This window comes from Peribacillus sp. R9-11, from assembly GCF_031345095.1.
Classification (GTDB): Bacteria; Bacillota; Bacilli; order Bacillales; family DSM-1321; genus Peribacillus; species Peribacillus butanolivorans.
Window position 1 is genome coordinate 187,172 of sequence record NZ_CP133764.1, and the last position, 25,132, is coordinate 212,303.

Annotated in this window: 19 protein-coding genes and 1 pseudogene; 7 read left to right on the forward strand and 13 right to left on the reverse strand. The window is 35.1% G+C overall.

The genetic code is table 11. From position 1 onward, the window contains the following. Nucleotides 1–462: 462 nt before the first annotated feature. Together RE409_RS28670 and RE409_RS28675 are read right to left on the reverse strand one after the other, a co-directional pair. Nucleotides 463–2,082: a helix-turn-helix domain-containing protein gene (locus tag RE409_RS28670; protein WP_309559322.1), complete on the reverse strand. Its 1,620-nt coding sequence runs from the start codon at nt 2,080–2,082 to the stop codon at nt 463–465. Nucleotides 2,083–2,117: 35 nt separating this feature from the next. Continuing rightward, nucleotides 2,118–2,603, reverse strand: a complete 486-nt coding sequence (locus RE409_RS28675) for a hypothetical protein (RefSeq protein WP_201249333.1) — start codon at nt 2,601–2,603, stop codon at nt 2,118–2,120. A 1,426-nt stretch (nt 2,604–4,029) separates the two neighbouring features. Here RE409_RS28675 and RE409_RS28680 point away from each other — a divergent pair. Continuing rightward, on the forward strand, nt 4,030–5,151 hold the full coding sequence (locus tag RE409_RS28680; RefSeq protein WP_309559323.1) for a hypothetical protein: 1,122 nt from the start codon (nt 4,030–4,032) through the stop codon (nt 5,149–5,151). Between the two features lie 1,047 nt (nt 5,152–6,198). Here the strand turns inward: RE409_RS28680 and RE409_RS28685 are convergent. Then, the gene (locus RE409_RS28685; RefSeq protein ID WP_201183647.1) at nt 6,199–7,101 is read right to left on the reverse strand and encodes a hypothetical protein; all 903 of its coding nucleotides are present in this window, start codon (nt 7,099–7,101) and stop codon (nt 6,199–6,201) included. 722 nt (nt 7,102–7,823) lie between these two features. Here RE409_RS28685 and RE409_RS28690 point away from each other — a divergent pair. After that, complete coding sequence (locus RE409_RS28690; RefSeq protein ID WP_309559325.1) at nt 7,824–9,074, forward strand: ParM/StbA family protein; 1,251 nt, start codon at nt 7,824–7,826, stop codon at nt 9,072–9,074. Between the two features lie 56 nt (nt 9,075–9,130). Then, on the forward strand, nt 9,131–9,604 hold the full coding sequence (locus tag RE409_RS28695; protein ID WP_309559327.1) for a hypothetical protein: 474 nt from the start codon (nt 9,131–9,133) through the stop codon (nt 9,602–9,604). A gap of 389 nt (nt 9,605–9,993) precedes the next feature. Here RE409_RS28695 and RE409_RS28700 read toward each other — a convergent pair whose 3' ends face one another. From RE409_RS28700 to RE409_RS28730, 7 genes are all read right to left on the reverse strand, one after another. Beyond that, on the reverse strand, nt 9,994–11,229 hold the full coding sequence (locus RE409_RS28700) for an IS110 family RNA-guided transposase (RefSeq protein WP_309559329.1): 1,236 nt from the start codon (nt 11,227–11,229) through the stop codon (nt 9,994–9,996). A 1,248-nt stretch (nt 11,230–12,477) separates the two neighbouring features. Continuing rightward, nucleotides 12,478–13,656 carry an MFS transporter gene (locus tag RE409_RS28705; RefSeq protein WP_309559330.1) on the reverse strand — a complete coding sequence of 393 codons (1,179 nt, stop codon included), beginning with the start codon at nt 13,654–13,656 and terminating at the stop codon, nt 12,478–12,480. Between the two features lie 351 nt (nt 13,657–14,007). Continuing rightward, entirely contained in the window at nt 14,008–15,336 is a 1,329-nt protein-coding gene (locus tag RE409_RS28710) for a 6-phospho-beta-glucosidase (RefSeq protein ID WP_309559331.1), read from the reverse strand. Then, entirely contained in the window at nt 15,333–15,662 is a 330-nt protein-coding gene (locus tag RE409_RS28715; protein ID WP_214796078.1) for a PTS sugar transporter subunit IIA, read from the reverse strand. The genes RE409_RS28710 and RE409_RS28715 overlap by 4 nt, the downstream gene beginning before the upstream one ends. A 13-nt stretch (nt 15,663–15,675) precedes the next feature. After that, complete coding sequence (celB, locus tag RE409_RS28720; RefSeq protein WP_309559332.1) at nt 15,676–17,016, reverse strand: PTS cellobiose transporter subunit IIC; 1,341 nt, start codon at nt 17,014–17,016, stop codon at nt 15,676–15,678. Nucleotides 17,017–17,032: 16 nt separating this feature from the next. Continuing rightward, on the reverse strand, nt 17,033–17,338 hold the full coding sequence (locus RE409_RS28725) for a PTS sugar transporter subunit IIB (protein ID WP_309559333.1): 306 nt from the start codon (nt 17,336–17,338) through the stop codon (nt 17,033–17,035). A 293-nt stretch (nt 17,339–17,631) separates the two neighbouring features. Beyond that, nucleotides 17,632–19,569, reverse strand: a complete 1,938-nt coding sequence (locus tag RE409_RS28730) for a BglG family transcription antiterminator (RefSeq protein WP_309559334.1) — start codon at nt 19,567–19,569, stop codon at nt 17,632–17,634. Between the two features lie 496 nt (nt 19,570–20,065). Here RE409_RS28730 and RE409_RS28735 point away from each other — a divergent pair, with 496 nt between their 5' ends. Beyond that, nucleotides 20,066–20,203 (forward strand): hypothetical protein, encoded by a 138-nt coding sequence (locus RE409_RS28735; protein ID WP_309559335.1) that lies wholly within the window; start codon nt 20,066–20,068, stop codon nt 20,201–20,203. A 54-nt stretch (nt 20,204–20,257) separates the two neighbouring features. Here RE409_RS28735 and RE409_RS28740 read toward each other — a convergent pair whose 3' ends face one another. After that, nucleotides 20,258–20,593, reverse strand: coding sequence for a YolD-like family protein (locus RE409_RS28740; protein WP_309559336.1), 336 nt, complete (start codon nt 20,591–20,593; stop codon nt 20,258–20,260). A 270-nt stretch (nt 20,594–20,863) separates the two neighbouring features. Here RE409_RS28740 and RE409_RS28745 point away from each other — a divergent pair, with 270 nt between their 5' ends. From RE409_RS28745 to RE409_RS28755, 3 genes are all read left to right on the forward strand, one after another. After that, on the forward strand, nt 20,864–22,930 hold the full coding sequence (locus RE409_RS28745) for a type IA DNA topoisomerase (protein WP_309559337.1): 2,067 nt from the start codon (nt 20,864–20,866) through the stop codon (nt 22,928–22,930). Continuing rightward, on the forward strand, nt 22,911–23,387 hold the full coding sequence (locus RE409_RS28750; RefSeq protein ID WP_309559338.1) for a CPBP family intramembrane glutamic endopeptidase: 477 nt from the start codon (nt 22,911–22,913) through the stop codon (nt 23,385–23,387). The genes RE409_RS28745 and RE409_RS28750 overlap by 20 nt, the downstream gene beginning before the upstream one ends. Before the next feature lie 213 nt (nt 23,388–23,600). After that, the gene (locus RE409_RS28755; protein ID WP_309559339.1) at nt 23,601–24,224 is read left to right on the forward strand and encodes a helix-turn-helix domain-containing protein; all 624 of its coding nucleotides are present in this window, start codon (nt 23,601–23,603) and stop codon (nt 24,222–24,224) included. 201 nt (nt 24,225–24,425) lie between these two features. Here RE409_RS28755 and RE409_RS28760 read toward each other — a convergent pair whose 3' ends face one another. Further along, nucleotides 24,426–24,635 carry a hypothetical protein gene (locus RE409_RS28760; RefSeq protein ID WP_309559340.1) on the reverse strand — a complete coding sequence of 70 codons (210 nt, stop codon included), beginning with the start codon at nt 24,633–24,635 and terminating at the stop codon, nt 24,426–24,428. An 83-nt stretch (nt 24,636–24,718) separates the two neighbouring features. Continuing rightward, nucleotides 24,719–24,920, reverse strand: a pseudogene (locus RE409_RS28765) (IS1595 family transposase); the annotation flags it as partial. Nucleotides 24,921–25,132: the final 212 nt, after the last annotated feature.

Consider the following 25,132-nt stretch of genomic DNA (forward strand, 5'->3'; position numbering starts at 1 on the left):
TCAAATATTTTCACCTTTCAAATGTTGTTACATATACAAAAAATAGTAGGACTTGTCCCTCTGTTAGTTTAGTAAGTCAATTCGATATCCGATTATTTTGGAGTAATTATTCCTGGCCTGGGGGTAGTTACTTTTTTTCGGACTGTAACAATCACAGTTTTTGTCTGATGTGTAACATAAGCCCCTTGAGGGAATATTATATTTGGGAGCAAGGAAACTTAGTCACCAATAGCATTCCACCAGCGATCCTTGCTCTCAGCTTCATTTTAATTACAAAAAATTTTATGTCCTCAATCTTTTTTGCTATAAACGTTCTTTTGCTTCTCGAAATAACTGATCATTCATACACCCTTCAATATTTATGTCTGTTCAACTAGGATGCCTTTTTCTTTAAATAATGAGATAATGCCCCGCAAGATATGTTAGGAATATCTTCAAAAAAAATAAGCACCGTTTAGATGCTTATTTTTTATTTAACCACTCTTTCATTTTTTCTAAGCTGACTGTATACGGGCGTTTAATTAGATTCCTTTCATACCTGGACAAGGTACTATGGGAGATTCCCATTTCCTTAGCTGCCTCTAAAATGCTTAATCCCCGATCCGTTCTCTCTTTATTAATCGTTTCAGGAGAAACCTGCTTTTCTTCAACCATCTCCCTGGTTGCAACAGTCTCCCTATCCGTCATACCCATCAACATAGTTAGAAAATTCTCTGTGTCATAGTCCTGATCCTCAATCAATAATAAGTCCTGGTCATCTCCCATTCCCGTGATTTCAGTAGGTGGGATGATTTGGACACGTGCCTTCAACCAAGTGTTTGCGAACCAATTTCTCTCCTGCTCTATTTGCTTCTCAAGGTTTTTTTCCTTATAGCTCCACCCTTTAATGATTCCATCCTGCTGCAGGGTATCCAATATTTCTTCAAATTGTTCTCTAATCCTTGAACCATATCGCGGATTCACGTCCAAATCCATGACTTTTAAAAGCCCTTTGTCTCCCCCGATATGATAAGCCCTGAGATAGTCCGCACTCTTCTGGCGAATCCTCCACTGCCAGGACAAGTACCTGGACAACCGTTTATGGTACTTTTGCTTAATCGGATGGTATTCGAGTGTCTTCAATGCAAGCAGCCCACTGCTCCTTTGGGAACCGTACAAGAAGTTGGCAAGCAATTCCCCTGGACGAATGCTGCATTCATAAATACCAATCGGGTTATCCCCCCGGTAGGCTACCGTCACGCTATCCACCAAAAACAAGGGATTAAACTGCACTTGTCCAATTTCTTCAAAATCTCCCTGATCCTCATTGATGAACCTCAAATTCTCTTTTTCAATTCTGATCCATATAGTTGTGAGAGCGGCCAACCTTTTCATGATATCATCGCGTTCTTTTTTCCGATAAGACATTTGATAGCCGTCTAAATCTTCCTTCCGTCCTTGCAATCTCCTTAGATTCAAAGCATCATCCGTATGGAAATGAATCATTTGGTCCTTATGAGTAGCCTGTTGCATCCAAAGAATCGATACGATATCAAAAATGTCTGCGGTTAAGTCATCCATCGACGTGATGGCTTGAGAGGTGAGGTTTTTCCATTGTTCGATGGCTACATTGGATTTCATCATCAGATAATCATTTTCTGCCCTCACTTGAGCCGTCGCCTCTATCGCCCTTTCCGCAATCCTTGCAGTAGGAATCTCAGTCGCAATGTCGAATTCATTTTTACTGATGGTCTCCCTTAATTTATGAAATAATAAGGCCGAACCGGACTCGGCAAAATTTTGATTCAACAAGGCATTTATCACTTCCCTGTTGTTAGACTTTGGGGAATAGGATGAATTCTCTTCCCCTACCGTCTGTATGTATGGAAGGACAAAATTTCTAATTTCTTCTATGTAATCATCAACCCATTGTTCCATATCCTCGAATTTCAATCCATAATCTTTCACCAAGCTATCCAAAATCACAAAAAATGCTTTTAATGTTTGGCTAGGCTGGTAATCATCTTGACCTGACATAAGATGGTTGATATCCATATTCCATTCGACAAAGAGTTGAGGATAATCTGGAAAAATCGTTTTCATGACATTCAAAAATTTCGTTTGCAGGGGTTGTAACATTATTCTTTAACCCGCCCTTCTTTTGTCGACTCTATGTCTTCAAATGAGTACTGTTGGATGTAATCTTGAAAAACAACGGTTTCCAATATACCCAAATCGTGCAGAAAGCTAACGGACTCAAAAGAAAGGAACTGAACGATCGGATTTTTTTCTAGGATGGCATTTTTCAACTGTTGGATGTCTTTTTCCTGATAAAGTATGTAATTTCCCATTTGTTCTTTGATGTCGTTAGGGGAATAGATGGTATCTTTGAATGGTTGATTATGCGTACATTCATAGACCATCTCACCTTTTATATAATAAGTCCTGACACCAAAATCTTTCCCAGCCTTATAAAATTCGATTTGTTTTCGAAACCATATGGGACCACTGTATAATTGGACCACTGGTTTAGGAAGCACGCCACGCAGCTGATAGGTGGAAACCTTTCTCCGATCCCATCCGAGAATTTCCCCCACCTCTTTAACTCCTACTAAAAAATCCATATGTGTTCCCCTTCTAATCTAGTAATATGGTAATTATGAGTGAGCATTGTTGCTTTTGTCAACACACGGTTTAAACGTGCAACTTTTTTTATTTTGACGTTTGCTTTCACAATGTGCACATAACACTGCTTCTCTGTTCACTTGCGATATATTCTCCTTTTTTCTTTAATTTTTTTATTTACTCATCTTCGGATACTTCGTTTTCGTCTCAATATGACTTGTGCTATAGATGTAGGTAAAACCTAGGGTGCATTTTCATAAGAAATGATTTTCTCGAAAAATCATTCAATTGTAAGGAAGCATCAGCAACCACCAAGAAGGTTTGAAACCTGTGCTCTTTAAACATCCAAGTAGACTCATTCTTCAGATTTAGATTCCAGAAGATCTTGACAGCTAATTATTTTTACAATGTGACGTTAAAGAAGTTTGACGCTTTCTTTCACTATACTAATCAATAAAATTGCAACTTATCTTTTATTTGACGTTTGCTCTCACAATATGCACAAGCCTCTTCGTATAAAACTCCTTTTAAAATGTAGGTTCTTTACCAAAAGACTTGCATACAATAATCTCCTTCTGTTCAAATAAGAAGGAAAATGACGTTTCCTTGCACACGTTTTTGTGCAAGTTTTACGATTTTTGTACGATTATAAATGGATTTTTCATTAGAATGTTGATATATCAATGATTCTCACACCCTCTTAATGATTAAAGAATGACGTTTCCTTTCACAATGTGCACACCATTATATGGGATTGCAACTTTTCCTTCATTGGACGTTTGCTCTCACAATGTGCACAATGATAAGGGTATGCAGGTTTATCTCGCGTTAACAACATCCCATAAGCTCCACGCCTTCTTGAATATCTCACTCTTCCAAAATAAGCTGTGCAACTTTTTCTTGTTTGACGTTTCCTTTCACAATGTGCACAATCCCCTATTTTTGATCTGAGATTTTTTAAAACATTTTGATCAACCAACCTTTTACACCCCTAAATCTCCAACAAAATTTCAGTAAAAATTAGGAACCCACACAAAATAGTGCCTAAATTTATCTCTTTTTGTTCTAAAATGAAGAAAAATGACGTTTGCTCTCACACAAACTTGCACACATTTCTGTGCAAGTTTTTTTATTCTTGCCCATTTATGCATGGACTATTTTATGAAAACATTGATATATCAACGTTTGTCCTACTTTGCTTATCTATCAATTCATGACGTTTCCTTTCACAATATGCACAAATCGTGTGAAAAATTGACGTTTCCTTTCACACAAAAATATTTAGAGTTTTTTTCAATCCCTTGCCCCCCAAGGGATGAGCACATGTTGTGCAACTTTGAAAATCCCTTAATAAAGGACACCATTTCCTGTTTTTCCATTCTGCTATAATTCAAACTAGAAAAATAGACGAGAGGAGGGCCTAAAATGAAAGAATCCAGAATAAGAATCGATGGTTTTAGAATGCATCACGCCATCTTAAAAGAATTCCATTTTCTTCGTGATCAATCATTTGAGCGCCCTCCTGCCTCTGCCTATGTCGTATATATGACCATGTTAAACCAATTACAAGTAGAACAAAACCAACGAGGCATGCTTAAGGAATATAATCTTTCTTACTGGGCAAAGAAACTTGGAATCTCTTATTCTACCCTTTGGGGAGGAAAAAAGTTCTTAGAAGATCATCATTTTGTGAAAGAGGAAATCCACGAAGGGTTACCTGTTATCGTGTTAAAAGATGTTGATAAGTATAATACACCTGAACTAAGTGGTGTATCTCTCAACTACCTAATCATACCGCATGCCCTTTTTGAAACGAATATTTTAGCAGAATTCGTACGTACCTCGAACCCGGAAGGAATCGAACTCCTCTTATCCTTACTTAACCAGTTCCGGACTGGTCTGTCTTTCAGCAAGACAGGTGAAATGGAGAAGATAAAACAAGAACGGACAATGAAGATACTTAAACTTCAACTAAACAAAAATGCAAAAGGGGTTCGTAAAACTTTAAGCGTTTTAGAAGCTCTTTTTTCCATCGAATTCACAGGGATAGAGATTCGTGGCAAGCAAATATGGATTAAAAAAGCCTCCTTTTCCTTGAAGCCGGAATGTGTGGAAGAAAACACGGATGAATTCAATGTCAACTCACTCATGGCGAAACTATCAAAAGAGCTCACCTACTTCTTTGATGGACATCAAATTAAATTTAAACCAAGAGACCAAATCGATGTCATGATTTCCTTTAAGCAGGAAGTAATGAATAAACTGAACTATCTTATGGATGAGGACTATGAAAGCTTCACCATACGTGATCAATTCATGAAAAACTTCTTTTTACAAACAATGGATCAGATAGGAATTCATATACATACAGAAAAACAACGAAAAGGTTCTTTCCATTTCTACTCGATTGGCGCCTTTTTCAGAATGGCCTTTAGAAAGTATCTTCCTGGGGCCTTAAAAAAGATTCCTTATGAATTAATCCATGAAGCCAAAATCAGAGAATACACCAAAACCGGCCAAGCACCAGAGCTACACGGTGTAATTTAATAGCTTAACCCAGCCTTGTGAAAAAATAAGACATTCACAGGGCTATTCGAATATACTCAAAAAAAATATTGAAGTATTCCCTTCTAACAAAAGTCTTTCCTTCACTCTTCTGTCACGGTTTCTGGCAGATTTTCTGAGAAGGATTTTTTTTTACGTCTAATAGTTTCCGAATGTAGCCTTGTGTAATAGTGGATATTAAAAATACCATCCTGTGAATATGTAAATAGTTAAAAAAAAGCCCTGTGTATATGTGACTTCTTTTACATTCTATATGTGGGAAAGTGGAAACTCTGTTAAAACGACTCTTATAAATGGCTAGAACACTTGTCCCTCAAGGGATAAACCTAACAATTGAAAAATGCCTATTACTTCTGTTTCTTTTATTAAATCTGTTTTCTCTTATTAAATATGCTTTTTTATTAAATTTGTTTATTTACGAAATAAGTCACTTCAAACAGAATTTAAAATATTAGATTATTAAGAAAATGCACTCGCTATAAAACAATGTGACTTTCAAAAATTACATATTGAAAACTAATGAAAAGATTAATCAACCATATTAGTTAGATTAAGGTTCATTTATTATAAATTTTATACAATCACCAGAGGAAACCTCCAATTAGTTGGGGCGAACTTAAAACGGCAACTATAAAAATTCAGCACAAGTGAAATGAGCAGCATTCTATAAAACCTTTCACTAAATCGCTTTTCATCCAAAATTCTGCAAGTAATACCTCAAAAAAGAGAATGCTTTGTAAAAAAATTAGACCACCCAAGACGGTGGCCTAAACTTATCCTTTTACTACATTCAACGTATTTAATTTAGGGGCAAGGCACCTTTACCCTTTTACTTGCTATAAAGCCCTAGAGAACTCATAGAGAAGCTATAGACTATCTTTAATCATCATAATGCAAAAGGACACTCATATTCCTAATTTGAATCTGGAAAACGAAATGTCCATCTTCCAGAAAGCGCACTACATAATAGTTTGGGAGAATCCAATTTTTCTTCTTACTCCCTAAACCAAAAACAAATGAATAGAACTATTAATCTTCCATAGTTTGTTCTAATGCTTCCCTTTCATTTGTTAAAAGTGCTGTTTCAGATTTTAACCTTTTTTCTAAAGCAAGTGATTCTTCTTCAAATTGACTAATCTTCTGCCTTATTATATTAATTTCATCAATGAGCTCCACTTCTATATGGTCAGCTTTGATATCCCTTTCATCCACTAGTATTTCAGATTCTAAATTCAGAGTATCTTCTGTATTTTTTTTTGCAAAGAAAGAGAAAAAGCCTGTATTTTTCTTTTGCTCCAAACTTTTTCGTAACACATTCGCTGCTTGTCGATCCATTTTTCGATTTAATCGATGATTTTTAATCTTTTCTTCGATAACTTCAATTTGTCTTTGTTTATCAGCTATTCCAGTTCTCCTTCTCAGCAACTCCACTTCAATTAGATTGATTGTGTTTTGTAGTGTGAAGGTTCTCATCATTACATTCTGCCTTCTATCAAATTCCGAGAATAATTGATCTAAGGTATCCTCATTATATTTACTCCCTTTTGCTTTTCCGCCATTTTGTTGAGGAATCGATTTTAGCGATAACTTAACTTGAATATCGGAAATCGTTTCTCCCCTCTCAATTGCCAGTAAAGTCATATGGATTTTAAAAACAGTGAGAAATGGCAATCGCTTCTTTCTACCTTCTACATAAATCTCTAAGTATCCCTCTAGCATCCTAACGTAATACCTTAACGTCGAATTAGCGATATTAAAGATCTTATCGGAACAATCGGTGGTTGAATACATGGCATTCGGATCCAACTCTAGTATATCTTCTTTAAATAGTTTGGCACTGTATTCCTTATCAAGTACCAACGAAGTGAATAAAGCATCGTCACGAAGTGCTTCTGTAATGAAATCCTTATTGGCCTGGACTCTGTTAGTCACGATAACCCTCCTCTTAACGCTAGTTTAACTATAGCTTATTTTTATCTACCTATCGCTAAGCGTCAATTTATCTGTATCTATAGTTTACCTACTAGATAAAGACTAATCAACTAGGTTTGTTTGCTTTAATAGAAATAATGAACGAATTCGATCTATTTTAATCTAGACTAGATTAATCTGAAAGCACAATAATAACCAATCTAGTCTAATCTAGTTTAGATTTTTAGTGAGTTTCTGCTACAATTCTTGTGATAAATAACCGATAACGTTAATCTAGCGGTAGATAGCAACAATATGAAATTATTAACGGTAATTTACGGATAATCATTTCAACACTAAACTAGTCTAATCTAGTTTAGTGTTGTTCATATGAAGTGATTTCTCCTTATACCTTCAACGTTAAATAAGCGATAACGTTAATTTGGCGATAAGTAGCAATAACGCAGAACGGTTTAGCGGTAACTTACGGATAATTATCTTGTAATAAAAGAAGTCAAAAAAACGATAACGTCAAATTACCGTCAAATATATAGTTAAAATAAAACAACTGTTTATAAAGGTGTGAGTTAAGCGTTGAGATATCGCTAATTTAACGATATTATGTTAGCGGTGGAATATCGATAACGTCAATTTAGCGCTAGTTTTTCATTGACTTTAACAGGTATTCTCTATATATTGGATAGTAAGTAGACTAAACTAGATTAGTCCGAAGGAGGAAGACCATGACAAAACTTGATTTTTTATTTAAAGAGGATTATTTAATTGCAGGAGTGGATAGTGGGAACATTTCTAATAAAATTACGTATATCGACCAAAAAGGAAATGTTGTTTCATTAAATATCGCGAGTATTATCGGAGAAAACGCGGAAACGACTGCTGAAGATATGCCAGATGAAAGCGCAGATAAATCTTTTCCTGATGATATGATTCTTCATTTACATATTAAAAGTAAAGCCTTACCAAAGAATCGAACAAATGCTTATTATACAGTAGGGGAATATGCTCAAATTTCAACAAATGACAAAAATAATTTAAGAGAAACCAGCAGTGATGCAAGAGATAAATTAGGGAATGAAATCCATGTTGTAACAACTTTAGCGGGATTAGCCTTAGCTGCTTGGAAATCGGGTAAGACCAATAAGGTAGACGTTCCATTGAGTTTTGGGCTTCCAATAGAAGAGGCCAAACAGGCGTCTTCCGAAAAAATCAACTTATATATGGGTGAGCATGAAATTACTGCAATAAAAGGGCCTTATAAAGGCAAAACCATAACCATTAATATTACGGATGTTCAGCTTAATGTGGAAGGCGTAACGAGCTACTTAGCATTGGCATTTGATTTAGTGGATGGGGAAGTGGTGGAAACTGAATTTTCATCACAAATTCATGATGAGTTTGCCATAGCTGATTTAGGAGCTGGAACATTGGATCTAGCTCTTTATGATGAAAATGGTTTAAATTCAACTAAATCTACAAACCATCTGATAGGTACAAATAAATATATTGATTTAATCATGAAAGAAGCAGCGGAACTAAAGGAATTCGACAGCATACGGGCCCGTTTTGAAAGGGTGAATAAAACTCCTAAGATTTCGTTTACACGTGAAGAATTCATGAGGAAGTTCATCAAGCCGGAAATCAATAAAATGGTTTTAAATTCTAAATATTCTCCTGTCTTTAAAGCGACCTGGCAGTCCAAAACAGCGGATATCACAAAAATTGTAGATAAATATACGAAAGAATATGCCGAAGAAGTGAAAGATAAAGTCATCCGGTATTTTGTTGATACCAACGTTGGGCAAATGATTATCGTAGGGGGAGGGCTTCTCTTCGCCTATCAACACCTAGAAGAACTCAAAGATGAGGATTGCCTATTTCCTCCTAGTATCGATCAAGCCAGTTTCTTTACTAGTAAGGCATATCTCCTGAAAAATATTATTGCTGAAATTGAAAAGCAATCAATTGAAGCATAAAAATTCAAGAGTAGGAGCAGCATCTTCTTTTAGTTGTGATACAAGGTGGTGGTAACGTGTCCAATAGAAAAATCACTCCAGGTCGGGGAATTCAATATACCCCAAAAACCTCGATAAAATGGGCTAATGAATTTAATGAGTTGGTAGACAGCTTTAAAAGCAGAAATGAACTTATTAGCGGACTTATTGAAGATGGATTAAAGGTTCGGAATGGATCTTATAAGGAACAAGGTATTTACCTTCCACTAGACTCCTTTACGAATGATCAATTAGCACTTTTGAAAACGGAGGAAGGGCAAAGGATTCTTTATAATATCGTTTCTTTAATTGTAGGGAATCCCGAAGGGACGGCGTTTGCCCAGCAAATAGTGCAGCCGATATCCCAGAAAAGTAATCCATCTTCCTCACCAATCGTTCCATCTGAAGCGCCATTGAATCATGAAGAAGATACTAAGGAAGGTAAGGGTCAATCAAACGAAGCCCTTTCTAAACTATTGAAGTTGGGGAAGATGACCAATTTAAAGGGATAAAACATTTTTAAAAATAGAGCTCAGATATATGTAAGAGGCTGATTCAAAAGGTGTTTTGAATTAGTCTCTTTTTTTGTTATTCTTACTCCCATTTAAATTGGAAAGTTTATGTATTGGTGGTTCCAGAGAGTGGTTGCACTTATATGAAGAGCCGAATTCATATATAAATTGTCGAAACTTGTATTATAGTATTCGCATACACGTTAGTTGAGATCCGGGGCTGCCATTTGGTGGTCTTTTTGCTTAATGAACTAAACCAGCTAATAGTTAGTCAACATTTTTCAATGAAAACTTAAAATATTTCATGCTATACTAAATTTGTGCATGCTAAATAACCTTCCAATGAACTATATTTGGAAAGTTTTGTGCTATTTAGTTATACTTTTAAACTAGGTTAGATCTTGGAAAGTCGAGTTATTTTGTAATAGTGCATAAATCCATTGTAGAAGCTTATTGGCACATGCTATCACAGCTACTTTAAAGGGCTTTCCTTCTTCACGTTTCTTATCATAGAACTCTCGTAATCTTTTGTTCCGAGGGATGATTTCATCTGTCGTTTTCTTCTTGCGACAATCACGAATGGCACAACGAACTGCCATATATAAGGCATGGCGTAGTCTACCAGAACCTCTTTTGGTAATCCGATTTACTGAGCCTTTAAATTTACCTGATTCAAAGATACTTGGATCAATTCCGGCAAATGCCACTAGTTTTTTAGGGTGATTAAACCGATCAATCTCTCCAATTTCAGAAATAATCGTTGTAGCGATTTTTTCACCGATACCAGGGATGGATTGGATAATCTTATATTCTTCAATTTCTTTTGCCAAAGCATTTATCTCTTCTTCCAATTTGGATAGGTGCTTTTGGTATTCTAGAAGCATTTTTATATACATCTCTAGGCTTAAAATGTGACTCTGATATAAAGTTCTCTGAAAAGGATTTCGAGCTGAGGCAGCCATAAGTTTCTCTGCCTGTGTATTCGCCCACTTTCTAGAACGACTTGGACAAAGTTCATTAATCCTATTTGCTACAGTTTCTTCATCGACTGCTGATATGTCTTCAGAAGTAGGGAATTCTAATAGAGTAAGCAAAGAAACAACCGAATACAAATCTCCAAAAACCCCTCTATATTCAGGAAATACTTGATCAAGAACAGCCTGAAACTGTAGTTTTGTTTGTACATAGATACCTGTTATATTTGCATGTTGTCTTGAAAGATTACGAAGATTTAAGAGTTGTATCCCTCGTTTTTTATAAGGCTCTAAATCCTCTTTATAGTACAGCTCGCAGAGGTGACGTGCATCGATTAAATCTGTCTTTACTTTCCGTAAACTAGAGCTCTTCGCACGATAAGAAATGAGTGGGTTAACGATAATTAATAAGTAACCTCTCTCCTCAAAATACTGTACAACGGGCGTATGATAATGCCCAGTAGACTCTAAAACGACCGGAGGTCGAATTCCTGTTACGTTTTCTATCTCTCTAAGATATTGGTGTAAGCTCTCTAGTCCTTCAATGGTATGTGCTACTTTAAAACTTCTTTTATAAGGCTTCTTTTTATCCAAGAACGCTTGAACCTGACTTTCACCTTTAGCTACATCCAGACCAACCACTGGATTCATTTTTTATCTCCTCCAAAAACATAATATTGCCGGTAACCCCTAATCCTTCTTGCAGTATCATAGCTTCGCTTGTTATACGAGATCTTGGTCCCAACCAGCCAAATCATGTTTAAGCAAGTAGGGGGCGAACTGTTTAGTTGACGGGGTCCAAGCCCCACGGGCAGGAACGTTCTACCCCGGCTACCGTTATCATATATCGATATAAAAATTGTTCAACCAGAAATAACTGGCTGACCTTTATAATACGATCGGGGCAGGATAGTTGAAGAGTGCTGTTTGACCTTTGTTCAACAATTGGGCCAAATTGTGGAGGAAACACGAATACGGTAAATGATGTCAAAGTAGTTATTATAATAAATAAGAAAAAAGAATAGGAATCATTAATATAAGAATTACACCTACAACAGTCACGGATATAACTTTAATTAAATCCTTTTTCACTTCTTTTTTCAAAAAAACACCACCCATAACATTTGTCGTTACTTTCAAAATGTCTAAAAATCTATTATAACAATACTATCACCGTTTTTATAATATTCCTATTAGGAGTGGTCGTTGTTCCATAATCGGGCGCGATTCTTTAATAAGAATCGCTTTTCTTAATGAACTAACAGGTGCGTTAGTTCTATAAGAAGAAGTAAAAAAAGTCGATTCCTTAAAGTGAACTGCACCCCAATAGTTAGACACAGCTAACAATTGGAGGTGCATTTTTTCTAAGAAATTTCAAACATCGTAACAAACTTCCTTTCCTATTGAATTAAGATAAGAAAAACCAGACTAAATGAATGAAATAACTAAGGAATGAGGGAGGAATCCCTCTCTTTTTTTTTCTGTATATTTTAAATAATAATATAGTCGTGCATGGTGCGATAACCGACCAATGAGCTTAATTATTTTAGGGGAATTTAGAAAAAGAATAATCCTTCACAATCTCATCTATATTTGAGCATATCCAGTTTTCTTTTAAGGTGTTGTTCATGACGAATAGGCAAGGATTTGAAGTTATCGCTCCCTTTTGTTGGGTAGGAGGGCGACCTCTAAGTCACCGACCTCCCTAAGAACTACACAAATTATTTGAAGTAGCATCATAATTCATAGATGAAAAGGATATTCAGGTACTATGTTTCTAACAAATCATATTTGCACCAGAACCCGATTTTTAGATTGCCAATCTCGGTGCAAAGGTCGCATAATCATCTCGTAATCGCTACATCAGATGGTTCTTCAATTAAGCTGAGGTTGCGTCAACTAGTTTTTAGAGGGAAGAGACCCGGTGTTCGGAAGGCCCAACTCTTTATTTTTCAACAAACGTTTTACAAAAAAAGTGAACATCAACAAGGAAAACACGACCGACACGGCACTGATCGTGAACAACATCTGATAGCTCGTGTTCTGAGAAACCCAGCCTAACAGGATCGAACCTAGCCCGATACCAAGGTCAGTAGCAGTCGAAAAAGAAGCATTGGCTACGCCTGCACGGTCAGGGCGGACAATACGGATGGTTGCTGCTTGAAGAGCCGGCTGCGCGGAACCGAAACCGATACCGTACAGAACCGCCGAAGCGAGCACGCCGAACAATCCGGTCGAGAAGCTCAAGACAATCAAAGCCAATATCGTAGTCACAAGGGACGGGATAATGACAAACGCCTCGCCGTACCGGTCCGAAAGTTTTCCCGCAATGGGACGGATCAGGACAAGCGTTGCGGCATAGACCAGAAAGAACGTGCCGGAATTGACCTGGATCGAGTCAGCGAACAGCGAAACAAAGCTGATAATGCCGCCATAAGCGAGAAATAGAAAAAAGATGGATGCCGTGACGGGTAAGACCGATTTTTCGAAAAATTCAATTCTCCTTGTGCCTAATTGCGGCTGGAAAGGCATTTTTGCACCCAACATCAAGAATAGCGCTGCGGCAGAGAGACCGACGGCGAATAGAAAGAGAGCGTCGTACGACAGGTTCTGTGTAACCCAAAGACCGAACAGCGGGCCGATTGCCATGGCCAGGGTCATGGACATGCTAAACCAACCCATGCCTTCTCCACGTCGGGCGGACGGGATCATATCCGTAACCGCCGTGAGAATGGCGGTTGTGGAAAAGGCCCAGCTCACCCCGTGCAATATTCTGAGCGCCATCAAAATGACGATTCCGCCGATCCAGCTATACATATACATCGCCACGGCAAAGAGAAGCAGCCCCCAGAGGATAAACGGACGCCTGCCGAACCGGTCCAGCAGCCCGCCGACGAACGGGCGAAAAATAACCGCAGTCAGCATAAACGCGCCCATCGCCAGACCGACCTGCGTTTCGTTGCCGCCCATCTGTTTGATAAACAGCGGCAGCGTTGGGAACAGCATATAAAATGCGGTAAATAGAAAAAACATCCCTACTGTCATGAGAATAAACGACTTGGTCCATAGGCGTTCCACATTTCATTCCTCCTCGGTTGAAAGATTCAGTATTATTTCTTATTTTCCACTTGAATAAATATTGTTTTCCATAGTGATCACGCACCTTGTTTAGAGTAATAGTATGAGTATAATTTAGTGTATCTTGGAGTTTTTGTACCTGAGCCGTATGTCACCCTTATTTTGTGAAGGGGCTGTCAACGGCTAATAGGGATATCCCAAATGTAAGATACTATGTAAAAGACCGATGATTCCTCTGGAGGAATCATCGGCTTTAGTCATCCAGAAATGTGTGTTTTGTGCTTTCATGGGTGAAAATTGAGAATATATCTATATTAAACAGGGGACTCGGATGCTTAACAACTTCGAGGATTATACCTCAACAGAGTTGAAAAATTGAGGTAAATATTCTTTATGTGCTTCCAACATTTCATTCAATATTTTTTTGGCAATAGTATCAGACGGGACAAGTGGATTAATTGTCATGGCGACGAGTGCTGTATTATAGTCTCCTGTCACAGCAGCTTCTGCAGCTACGCGTTCAAATGATTTAATTTGCTGCACAAGACCTCTTACTGTAACTGGAAGATCTCCTACTGAAATCGGTTTTGGACCGTCTTTTGTAATAACACAGTTTACCTCAACTGCGGAATCATCTGCAATACTCGCAATGGCGCCGTTATTCAATGTATTAACAGTTTGAATATCACGTTTGTCATTGTAGATAGAAGAAATTAAGCTACAAGCAGCATCACTGTAATAAGCTCCCCCACGTTTTTCAAGTTGAGGTGGTTTAATCGTTAAATTTGGATCTTTGTACAATTTAAATAAATCCTTTTCAAGCGACCGCACCACTTCTGCACGAGTTCCCTCGGTTTCAGCAGCCCGTAATTCTTCCTCTAGCATATCACTAGTTTTGTAGTAATAACGATGATAAGGGCAAGGAATGGCCCCTAAACCACGAAGGAAATCAGGATCCCAAGCAATGGCTTTAATATTGCTCATTGACATAGATGAATCAGGATTTGCCATGTCTTCAATCACTTTATCTAGTATACTTACTCCATCCAAGAATACATCGAGACCAAATACCATATGATTTAATCCAGCAAAGTTCACTTGAACCCGACTAGCGTCAACACCTAGACCATCTGCGATTCTCATTTTAATTCCAATTGGTACATTACATAAACCAACTACTTTTTTATGGTTGCTATAACGTAAGATAGCTTCTGTCACCATGCCAGCGGGGTTCGTGAAGTTTACAAGCCACGCATTAGGACATAGCTCCTCGATGTCTTTTACAATATCCAAAATGACTGGTATCGTACGTAAACCTTTGAACAATCCACCAGGACCATTTGTTTCTTGGCCAATCACTCCATACTTCAATGGAATTCTTTCATCTTTCATACGTGCATCCAGTAAACCTACACGGAATTGAGTGGTTACAAAGTCTGCACCCTCTAACGCCTTTCTTCTATCTAATGTTAGATGAATTTCTATAGGTAATCCTGCTTTTTCAACCATACGTTTGGCGAGACTCCCCACAATTTCTAACTTCTCTTTTCCTTCATTCACATCAACTAACCATAATTCTCTTACTGGAAGTTCATCATATCTTTTAATAAATCCTTCTATAAGTTCAGGTGTATAGCTAGATCCTCCGCCAATTGTAACAATTTTAATTCCTTTTTTCATAATTTTATCCCTCCAGTAATTTTGATCGCTTCATACAACTCTACAAATTCAGTAGATAAGTCTTTCACTGTTATAGCATTCATTAAATGGTCTTGAGCATGAATCATTAAAAGAGAAATTTCATTGTTTTCTCCTCTTGTCTCTCCTTGAATTAAAGAAGTTTGAATATGATGGGCCTGATTTAATTCTTCCCCAGCCTGTTTCAGCTTTTCTTTCGCCTCTAAGAAATTCCCCTCTTTCGCTGCTGTGATTGCTTCCATAGCTGAGCTTCTTCCATTCCCGCCATGCAAAATAAGTTTAAATATGTGAGATTGTAATTCCTCCATTGTCCAATCCTCCTTAGATAACGCTTTGTTGATCTTCCATTTTACTAGTGATATCTATAGTATTTTCTTCTTTTAATTTTTGGTTATCCCATATTTTAAAGAATGGAAAGTAAATGAAGAAAGATACCGCAATAATGACCAATTGAAGAATTGAACCAGAGATGCTTCCAGTGATTAGATATCCACCAATGATTGGAGGCATTGTAAAGGGTGTAACAATACCAATAGGTTTAGCAACTAGCCCCATATCCATTGATAGATAGGTAATAATAACTGATATAGCAGGAGTAAGGATAAATGGAATGATCATAATTGGGTTCAATACAATCGGCATACCGAATATGATAGGTTCATTAATATTAAAAACACCAGGACCAATACTTAAGCGTCCTAGTTGTTTCAGCTGCTGACTCCTTGCAAGTAATACCATAGTTAGTACCAATGCTAATGTCGTTCCAGAACCACCAATCAGAATAATATCATTGAATTCATTTGTCACTATATGTTTCACAGGTTCCCCTGCAGCCAACGATGCAGCATTTTCGTTGCTTAAAGTTAACCAAACAGGAGTCATAACTGAACCAACGATCGTAGCTCCATGTAACCCTGTACTCCACATTAAAGTAATGATAAGGAAGGTAATAAGCGTACCAACTAAACTAGTGCCGATTTGTGTCAGAGGCTGTTGCAAAAGTAGGGTAACAACATTGTGTAAATTCCCGAAATCCCCAATATTCTCAACTAATAATCGCAGAATCCAAACAGCCATAATGGCCGCAAATCCAGGAATCAAAGCTGAAAACGAGCGTGCAACTGCTGGTGGAACTGTCTCAGGTAGTTTGATAACAATATCCTTTTGAATGATAATCCGATAGATTTCGGTAGCGAGAATGGCAATCACCATTCCTACGAATAACCCTTTACTTGTAAACATCCCAGTTTGATAGGCGGTTTCGATAATATTCGTTCCATCTGGATTTTGTCCTATTGTATAAGAAACAAAGGGTGTTCCTACAAAAAAGGCAGCGAGTGAAACGGCTCCTGAGGCAAGTGGGTCTACTTTATAAGATTCAGCTAAGCGATAAGCGATTCCAAATGTAGCGACCAAGGCCATGATCTCGAACGTTCCCCTATAAGGATAAAGAATACTAGCCCTCAATTGTGGATGGTCTGCTAAAAAATCTGTATAAGCCTGAAAAGGCAAATTAGCTAAAATTAAAAAAAGTGAACCAATTATAATTAGTGGCATTGTAAGAACCATACCATCCCTTAAAGCTTGAAGATGGCGTTGTTCTGCAACCCTACCAGCAAATGGCATGATATATCTTTCGAGTACACTATTAATTTTGCTCAACCCGTTCACGCTCCTCCTATTTAGAAACTAATTGTTCAGCAAATTTCACGACCTCTCTTCCATTACAGGTTCCATAATGAACGGAATTAATCACATCAACCGGAATTCCTTTTTCTTGCCCTAACTTTTTCAATTTAGGCAGTAAATACCTAACTTGAGGACCTAGTAATAAAATATCTGCCTGATCAATATGATTTTGTACTGCATCTCCTGCCACAGCCCATATTTTATGATTTGTTCCTTGTTCTTGGACACTTTTATCCATTTTTGTTACCAATAAACTCGTAGACATGCCTGCTGCACAACATAGTAAAATATTCATAAAGCATTCCCCCAATATAAGTGATTTTAATTAAGTTGAAGCGCTTACATTTATACCTTCTGATGTATTAACCTGCTTTGTGTTTTTATCATAAAACAGAATCCCTTACATTTATATACAATGTTTTGCCGCAGCTAATGGAAAAAGATTATGTGCGCTTCATATTATGGTGAAATCAATAGTTTATTCTTTGTCAACGGGAAGTAAACTATTGAATTTACCTTATCTAAAAATTTAACAACAAAACCCTTTATGGCATCTTCATTCGATTGCCAAAAAGGGTTGTCTTTTTATTATTTATGTCTAAGAAATACACCGATAAATTCTTGATAGGTTCTACATTTCAATAAACGTTGAACTATATGTGTATTATCTATTACCTTACCTAATAAGTTATACATTTTTTGTAAATCCTCACTGCTATTTTTTTGCACACTTAATAGGCAAACAAATTGAACACGTTTATCTTCCCAAGTTATTGGCTTTTGCAAAGTACATACCGTCCAAAATGTAGTGTCAGTCTGTGGCATGATTGGATGGGGCACGGCTACAAGGTTACCAAAACAAGTTGGCGATATAGCTTCCCTTTCAAAAACGGATGCAATGAACTCTTCATTAACAAGACCTAATTTTTGTAATTTATCTCCCAAAAAATGAATGACCTTTTCTTTTGTTTCAAGATTTTGCTGAAGGAAGACTAATTCTTCCCTTGTATACTTTATTGTCTTGTGTTTTTTTTCCAACATTATATTTTCAATTTTTTCAAAGTCATTTGTGCCCAGAATTGTATTTACTTCAATAACCGGGATGGGTAAGTTATCTGGAATGGGAATGGTACTAACAATAAAATCCAGTCCATCCATAGAAATTTGACTTAATTTATAATATTCGGTAGTTCCTATTATATTTAAGTCAAAACCAAATTTTGATTGGAGCTTATAATATAGTAGTCTGGCGCTTCCAACACCGGAAGCGCATACAATAATACAGCGTTTTGGCTGATTAATCATTTTTCTTCGTTCAATAGCTCCGCCTATGTGAAGGGCAATGTATCCAATTTCATTTTCATGCATATCATTTCCTAATTTTTGTTTGAGCATTCTACCTGCAACAATAGCTGCTTCAAAGGCTAAGGGGTAATTTGATTTAATTTCATGAAGCATGGGATTTCTCAAATTCATTCCATACCGATATCGGTTGATTGCTGGCTTTAAGTGCAAGCTCATTCCAATGAAAAGTTCTTTATCATCTTTTACGCCTAGTCTTAATTCATTTTCAATCGATTCTAAAATACTTGCTGTAAGATCATAAATTTCTTTATCAATGAAATTTTGGACTTCTTTTGCACTTGTACTTATGTCGCTATTCATTTTAAGTCCTAGAAGGTGGATGGCAACATAAGCCGTTTCTGTTTCCGGGAATACTATTTGGAAAGTTTCTTCAATTCCCTTAACAATTTCTATCGCTACTTCATATTCCATTTGCTCAATAATGTCCTTCAAATCTTCTGGATACAGGGAAACATGATTCTCACTATAGATACGCTTACAAGCAATAGCAATGTGAATAATAAGGTTATTTAGACCGATATCAGAAAGATTAATCTTATATTCCTGTATTATTTTGAGAATTTGAGATCGGATAGCCAATATCTCTTCTCGAGGAAGTATCGAAACACGGTCATTTAGCAAATCCAATTCAATCTCTCTTCTATTAAAGATATATTCAGACATGCAAAAACGCAGTTTCATTTCATCTCCCATTACTTTCAATCCATAATTAGGACGTTTATCCAAGATGATTTCATACTTATTTAAGATCTTCTTCACATCTCGTAAGTCATTTTGAATGGTTGACGTACTAATGTATAATTCATCTGCTAAGTTTTCGAGTTTCATATATTCATCTGTGAGAAGAAGGCGTTTAATTAAATACTGAACACGATCTTCTGGCAAAGTTGGAATAACCCCTTGTTGTAGATCCTTGGAAATACCTTGTAAGAAGTTGTGAAAAGATCGTTCATCGTTAATTTTTAGTTCATATCCTGTTCCTCGTACAGATCTAACAGTAGCACCATGTTCAGAAAGTAGGTTGTCTAATTCCTTTATTTCATTTCTAATTGTTCTAGATGATACTCGATTTAAATTTGCCAAATGGTCACTTGTAACCGTTGATATTGATTGCATTGAAATTAATTCATGTAAAATAATGCTCATTCGAGGAGTGAACATCATTGAGCACCTCCATTCTAGTATAACCTGACTGTATTAATCTATTATAATTGAGATTTATTGGTTAGCGTTTTTTGTTTCAGATTCTTTTTTTCTTTTAGGGAGTTCATTAAGAACCTATGAACATAATCCAACTTGTTAAATTACTAAACAAAATAATAAGTTCAGAAACCATTTTGTTCAATCATTGTTTTAAAAATGGTTTCTTTTTATTTACCTTAAAATAATGAGCTCACATAGTATCTTTTTATTGGCCTCTACAGCAAAATTAAGTGGATGATAACCCACAATAACCATGCTAAATGCAACACAAAGATTCCTAGCAACAAGCACTTATAAATTTAACGGATGATCAAAATAAAATAAGGTATTTTTAAAATGAAAGGGGAGCCATATTTTATTTGGCTCCTTTTTAAAATTTGGTTTCACTTTTTATGTAAACCAAAGGAATATAATGTTAATTTATGTTACTATTTACCTAAAAAGAGGTGGTTCCTTGGACACGACAATTCCTTTATATAATGCACTTGGGCAATTAATAGATGATTATTACAACTGTAATGATTTAACGGTTAAAGAAAAAATACAGTGTGAGATCATACTCTTAATAGATGTTATTATTATTTGTGATTAATCATCAGAAACTCATTACAGCTGCACACCATTTTTCTTCTATCCCTTTTAGTATTTATTCATGAACCATTATATCTAAGATATCGGAAAATTTAATATTAAGAAATGTTTGATCTTCAAGCTCAAATTTAATTTTTTTATTTATAGGGTCCAGGTAAACAAAGAACCCTTTTATATCTTTTGGAAAACCATCATTATACAAAGTTATGGTAACAGGCAAAATATATTCCATAGAATAAGTAATCTGTTCTTCTATTTCTTGTATTAGATACTCATCCAGAATGGGTTTGGATACTCTAAAGTAGTCTTGGGTAACTTGCTCATGTAATTTTTTCAGTTCAGGAAGCATTAGTGCTGGCTGCCACTTTAACATTCCTCTATCCTTATTCATCGAATCACACTCCTAAGTACATTATATACGAACAAATGTTCTTATAGAAGGCTTCAAATGCGAATGGGTAAATATAACTAATCAATTTAATTGTTCAATAACTAATAATAGTCACTATATTTTCCTTAAAATGCTTTTATATGAGCTTATTTACATTGTTGAAAAGGAATGTAAATAGTGCTATCGTTATGAATGTTTAAAAAAAGTGTTCAATAATATTAATAATAAAATATTAGGTATTATAAACTACATAAGGGAGTAGGGGAAATTTTGAAAACTGTCATTCTTGCAGAAAAGCCAACACAAGCGACAAAATATGCGAGTGCCCTTGGCACAGTAAAAAGAGGAAAAGGTTACTTGGATATAGATTCAAACATAATAAACGGAGACGTTAGTATTACCTGGGGGGTAGGTCATTTAGTAGGATTATCAAATATGGATAAGTATGGAGAACAATATAAGAAGTGGAATATGAATAATCTCCCTTTCCAACCCTCCACGATGTTATATGAAGTTAGTGAAAAAACAAAGGATCAGTTTCTTTATGCTAAGAAGCAATTAGAAGAAGCTGACTTAATCATTGTAGCAACAGATCCGGATAGAGAAGGGGAAAACATAGCATATTCAATATTCTCTAAATGCTCTCAGAAAGTAAGAAATACACCTAAAAAAAGATTATGGATAAACTCAATGGTAGATAAAGAGGTTCAGAGAGGATTTGAAAATTTAAAAGACAGCAAGGAAACCTATAATTATTATGTGGAAGCACAAACAAGACAAATTAGCGATTATTTAGTTGGTATGAACTTCACGCAATATTTCACACTTTTTGCACAATCAAAAGGCTTAAACGGAGTATATTCATTAGGTAGAGTTCAGACACCATGTAATAGTTTAATCGTACAAAATGACCTGGCTATAAAGAATTTTAAAGAAGAGATTTTTTATAAAATTATTGGAATGGCTGATAAAAACAATGACAAAGTTAAATTTACTAGTGATAAAAAGTATGAAAGTAAAGATGAACTATCTAAAGTATTAAAACCATTCCAACTAGAAGAAAAAATAAAAGCGAATATTCTATCCGTAAAAAAGGAAATTAAATCAAAAAAAGCTCCCAAATTATTTAATTTAGGAGGGATACAAAGCTATACAAATAAAAAGTGGAAATATAGTTTAGACAAATCCCTTACAGTAATTCAATCCTTATATCAAGATGGTTACCTTTCATATCCGCGGACAGACTGTGATTTAATTACTACTAATGAGTTTGAATACTTAAAAAGTAATCTGGAAAAGTATAAAGAAGTAATTGGTGTTAGTTTTGAAAGTAAAAACCTAAATCCAAGAAAAGAATATGTAAATAATGATAAAGTACTCGAGCATTATGCGATAATTCCAACTGAAAAAATACCTATTTTATCTTCCTTAGATGAAGAGCAGCGCAACGTTTATGAGGCTGTTGTTAGAAATACAGTTTTAATGTTTGCTGAAGATTATTCTTATGAATCTACAGTAGTAAAAGTAAATATAAATGGAATAGACTTTATTACAAAAGGAAATGTTCCTAGAATTATAGGTTGGATTAATATAGAAAAGTTAGATGACGATAATGAAAAAGAAGATAAAGTAATATTGCCAGAGTTCATTGAAGGTGAAGAAATCATATTTACACCTATCTTGGAAGAGGATAAAACAAAACCACTTTCAAGACTAACTGAAGCTACTCTTGGTGGTAAAGGTGGCCTAATGGATAAGTTAGGGCTTGGAACCCCAGCCACTAGATCAACTATCATCAAAACATTAATTGATAGAGAATATGTAAAAGTAGAAAAAACAAAGTTATACCCGACTGAAAAGGGTATTTTACTTTATGAACTTACACAGAACATACTTTTAGGCAGCCCCGAAATGACAGCTAAATGGGAAGAGTATTTGAAGAAAATTGGTACAGGAGAAGGATCACAAAAAACTTTTCTTAGTAATATTAATTCCTTCATTAGTAAAACATTAACTGAATTAAAAGGAAAAGAATTAACTACGGACAAAATTAAAAAAATACAAGATAGTAATAAGGTTGAAATTGGTGATTATCTTATCAAAGAGGAAAACAAAGTTTATAAATGTAAAAATAAAAGCCAAGATCCAGCACAGGAATTTATTATCTTCAAGAAAATCTCAGGGAAGAATCTAACCATTTCTCAAATAAAACAGTTACTTTTAAAAAATAAAACAAATTTAATTAAGGGATTTACTTCACAAAAAAGTGGTAAGAAATTTGATGCCTATCTTGTTCTAAAAGGTGATAAGGTTGAATTTGAATTTCACAAAAAATAATAGCTCAATTAAATTAACCAATACACTTTTATTCAATCAAAATAAACTTATTACTGTGATTCTGGGGACTATCCTTATATTAGCTATAAGCTTATTATTAGCTTATTTAAGAAGTTTCTTCCCTTTTGAGACTAGTACCAATACTAAGGGTATAAATGAGCGTATAGATGCCAATATTTTAAGGATTTTATCACCTTTATTATTATCACCTATAATTGAGGAATTTATTTTCAGAAAATGGATACCTAATGCTTTTCAAGAAGTACTAGGTAGAAAAAAGACTATAGTTCTATCGAATATGATATTTGCTATATTCCATTTAGATTTGTATTTTCTCCCTTATTTAGCTAATGGATTGATATATGCTTTATATTATGAAAAGACTAATGATTTAAAAGTGCCAATTATCATGCACGTTTTATATAATGTAACGGTTTTTCTAGCCACTTTTTATTAAAAAGAAGGGTAATTCACTATTTAATGGTGGATTGCCTTTTTTTTCCAAATAAAATTATAATAAAAGAGCAAATAAATAATTATTATCGTAATATATGACTAACATTCATTAATTAGCCTACATTATTCTTAAAACATCATTTATTGTATAATTATTGGACATTCTTTTATTATTTAGCAGTTAAAGTGCAATTAGAAAGGTGGTGGAATTTCATTGAAAATTGGATATATGAAAAATATGGAGAATGATACGTCATCTACTGCAAAGTTTGAAAGAATGAAACAAGAAGGCGTTGAAAAGATAATTGTAGAGCTTAGTACTAATAAAGACAACTATCAAAAAATGCTTCTAGAGAGTATTGAAACAATGTCTGAAAAAGATATTTTAGTTATTAATTCTCTAGATGATTTAGGTGAAAATATAGATGATATTATAAATGTTGTTAAGAAGTTAGAGGAAAAAGACATTGGTATAAGTGTTTTTAATGCTCATTTGGATCGTCTTTCTGATGAAAACGATTGGGATTTACAAAGATTATTAAGAAAGCAATTACTTTTAGTGTTAGTATGGGTTGAAGTTAAGGAAAAGAATGAAATAAGAAGAAGACAAGCTAAAGGAATGGAGACTATAAAGGCTTTAAAGGATCAAAAGGGTTCAGGAAGGCCCAAAAAATATAGTAAAAATGCTAAAGATCCAGAAGACCGAAATGTCTATTACAATGTAATACAGATGCTTAAAAATGATGTTCCTATTAAAAGAATATCAGACACTTTAAATATTTCTAGAAATACTATTTATACTATAAGAGAAGAATTTTTACATAATGACAATGAATGATATAAGTGAATAAGAGACTTAATTATATAGTGTGTCTTTGAAATAAAGTTGTGATGTTTATAAATAATGACGTTTTGAAGATTGAGGAAAGATCCTGTGTATGCTTACAGGATCTTTTTTATTGGCTATGATAATCATTATTGTTGTTTTACAAAGAGATAAAAGACCTTCAATTGAGAAGGTCATTCTTTAAAAAAGTAGTTAATAAATGTAATCAATTACTTTTTGATAACCGAAGGGTAAAACGGAAGCAACTATTAAACCTATTACAATCGAAGAAGTTGTAAAAATAATGAATTTCCGAAGTGATATTTCATTCCTCTTATAGGCAATAAGGCATACCTTCATCATTGAATAAACAGTTATTACTATTATTATTGCTGAAAAGACACTTGCTAAAATTACTTCCATTTTAAACCTCCTTTCCTAATAATCTCCTAACTAAATTTTACCACCTAATTAATAGGGTAGATAGAATATTTTTCATCACTTTGTTAGTTGAATTTTATCTTTCTTATGCTTTTATTAGTATGAAAAGTTGTAAATATAGAACTTTCCAAAATCATCCTTTTAACTGGTTCATTATCGCTTCGATGTTTCACTACATCTAAGAATTGAAACCAACTCAAATAATTGTCGAGGTATTTTGTTGCCACACCATTAAATCTTTGCATCCAGCCTTAAACGGTTGTGATATTTAATTAACATAGCCTTTTAATTAAGGTTAGTGTAGTTTTATGGAAATCATTTCTCAACAGATAATTAGATGGTTCTCTAGACAACATGAAGATACAAGCATTATTTAAAATGCTATATTAGGTTGTTATTGAAATAGAAAAGCCATATACAACAGCTTTTTGTCCATGGCTATCTAATGAATTTAGCAGTTACAGACTATATCATAAATA

Bases quoted from the DNA above. Each gene is read 5' to 3' on its own strand.
- RE409_RS28670 (WP_309559322.1), bottom strand. From the start codon at position 2,082: ATGAAAACGATTTTTCCAGATTATCCTCAACTCTTTGTCGAATGGAAT.
- RE409_RS28675 (WP_201249333.1), bottom strand. From the start codon at position 2,603: ATGGATTTTTTAGTAGGAGTTAAAGAGGTGGGGGAAATTCTCGGATGG.
- RE409_RS28680 (WP_309559323.1), top strand. From the start codon at position 4,030: ATGAAAGAATCCAGAATAAGAATCGATGGTTTTAGAATGCATCACGCC.
- RE409_RS28690 (WP_309559325.1), top strand. From the start codon at position 7,824: ATGACAAAACTTGATTTTTTATTTAAAGAGGATTATTTAATTGCAGGA.
- RE409_RS28700 (WP_309559329.1), bottom strand. From the start codon at position 11,229: ATGAATCCAGTGGTTGGTCTGGATGTAGCTAAAGGTGAAAGTCAGGTT.
- RE409_RS28710 (WP_309559331.1), bottom strand. From the start codon at position 15,336: ATGAAAAAAGGAATTAAAATTGTTACAATTGGCGGAGGATCTAGCTAT.
- RE409_RS28715 (WP_214796078.1), bottom strand. From the start codon at position 15,662: ATGGAGGAATTACAATCTCACATATTTAAACTTATTTTGCATGGCGGG.
- RE409_RS28725 (WP_309559333.1), bottom strand. From the start codon at position 17,338: ATGAATATTTTACTATGTTGTGCAGCAGGCATGTCTACGAGTTTATTG.
- RE409_RS28730 (WP_309559334.1), bottom strand. From the start codon at position 19,569: ATGTTCACTCCTCGAATGAGCATTATTTTACATGAATTAATTTCAATG.
- RE409_RS28740 (WP_309559336.1), bottom strand. From the start codon at position 20,593: ATGAATAAGGATAGAGGAATGTTAAAGTGGCAGCCAGCACTAATGCTT.
- RE409_RS28760 (WP_309559340.1), bottom strand. From the start codon at position 24,635: ATGGAAGTAATTTTAGCAAGTGTCTTTTCAGCAATAATAATAGTAATA.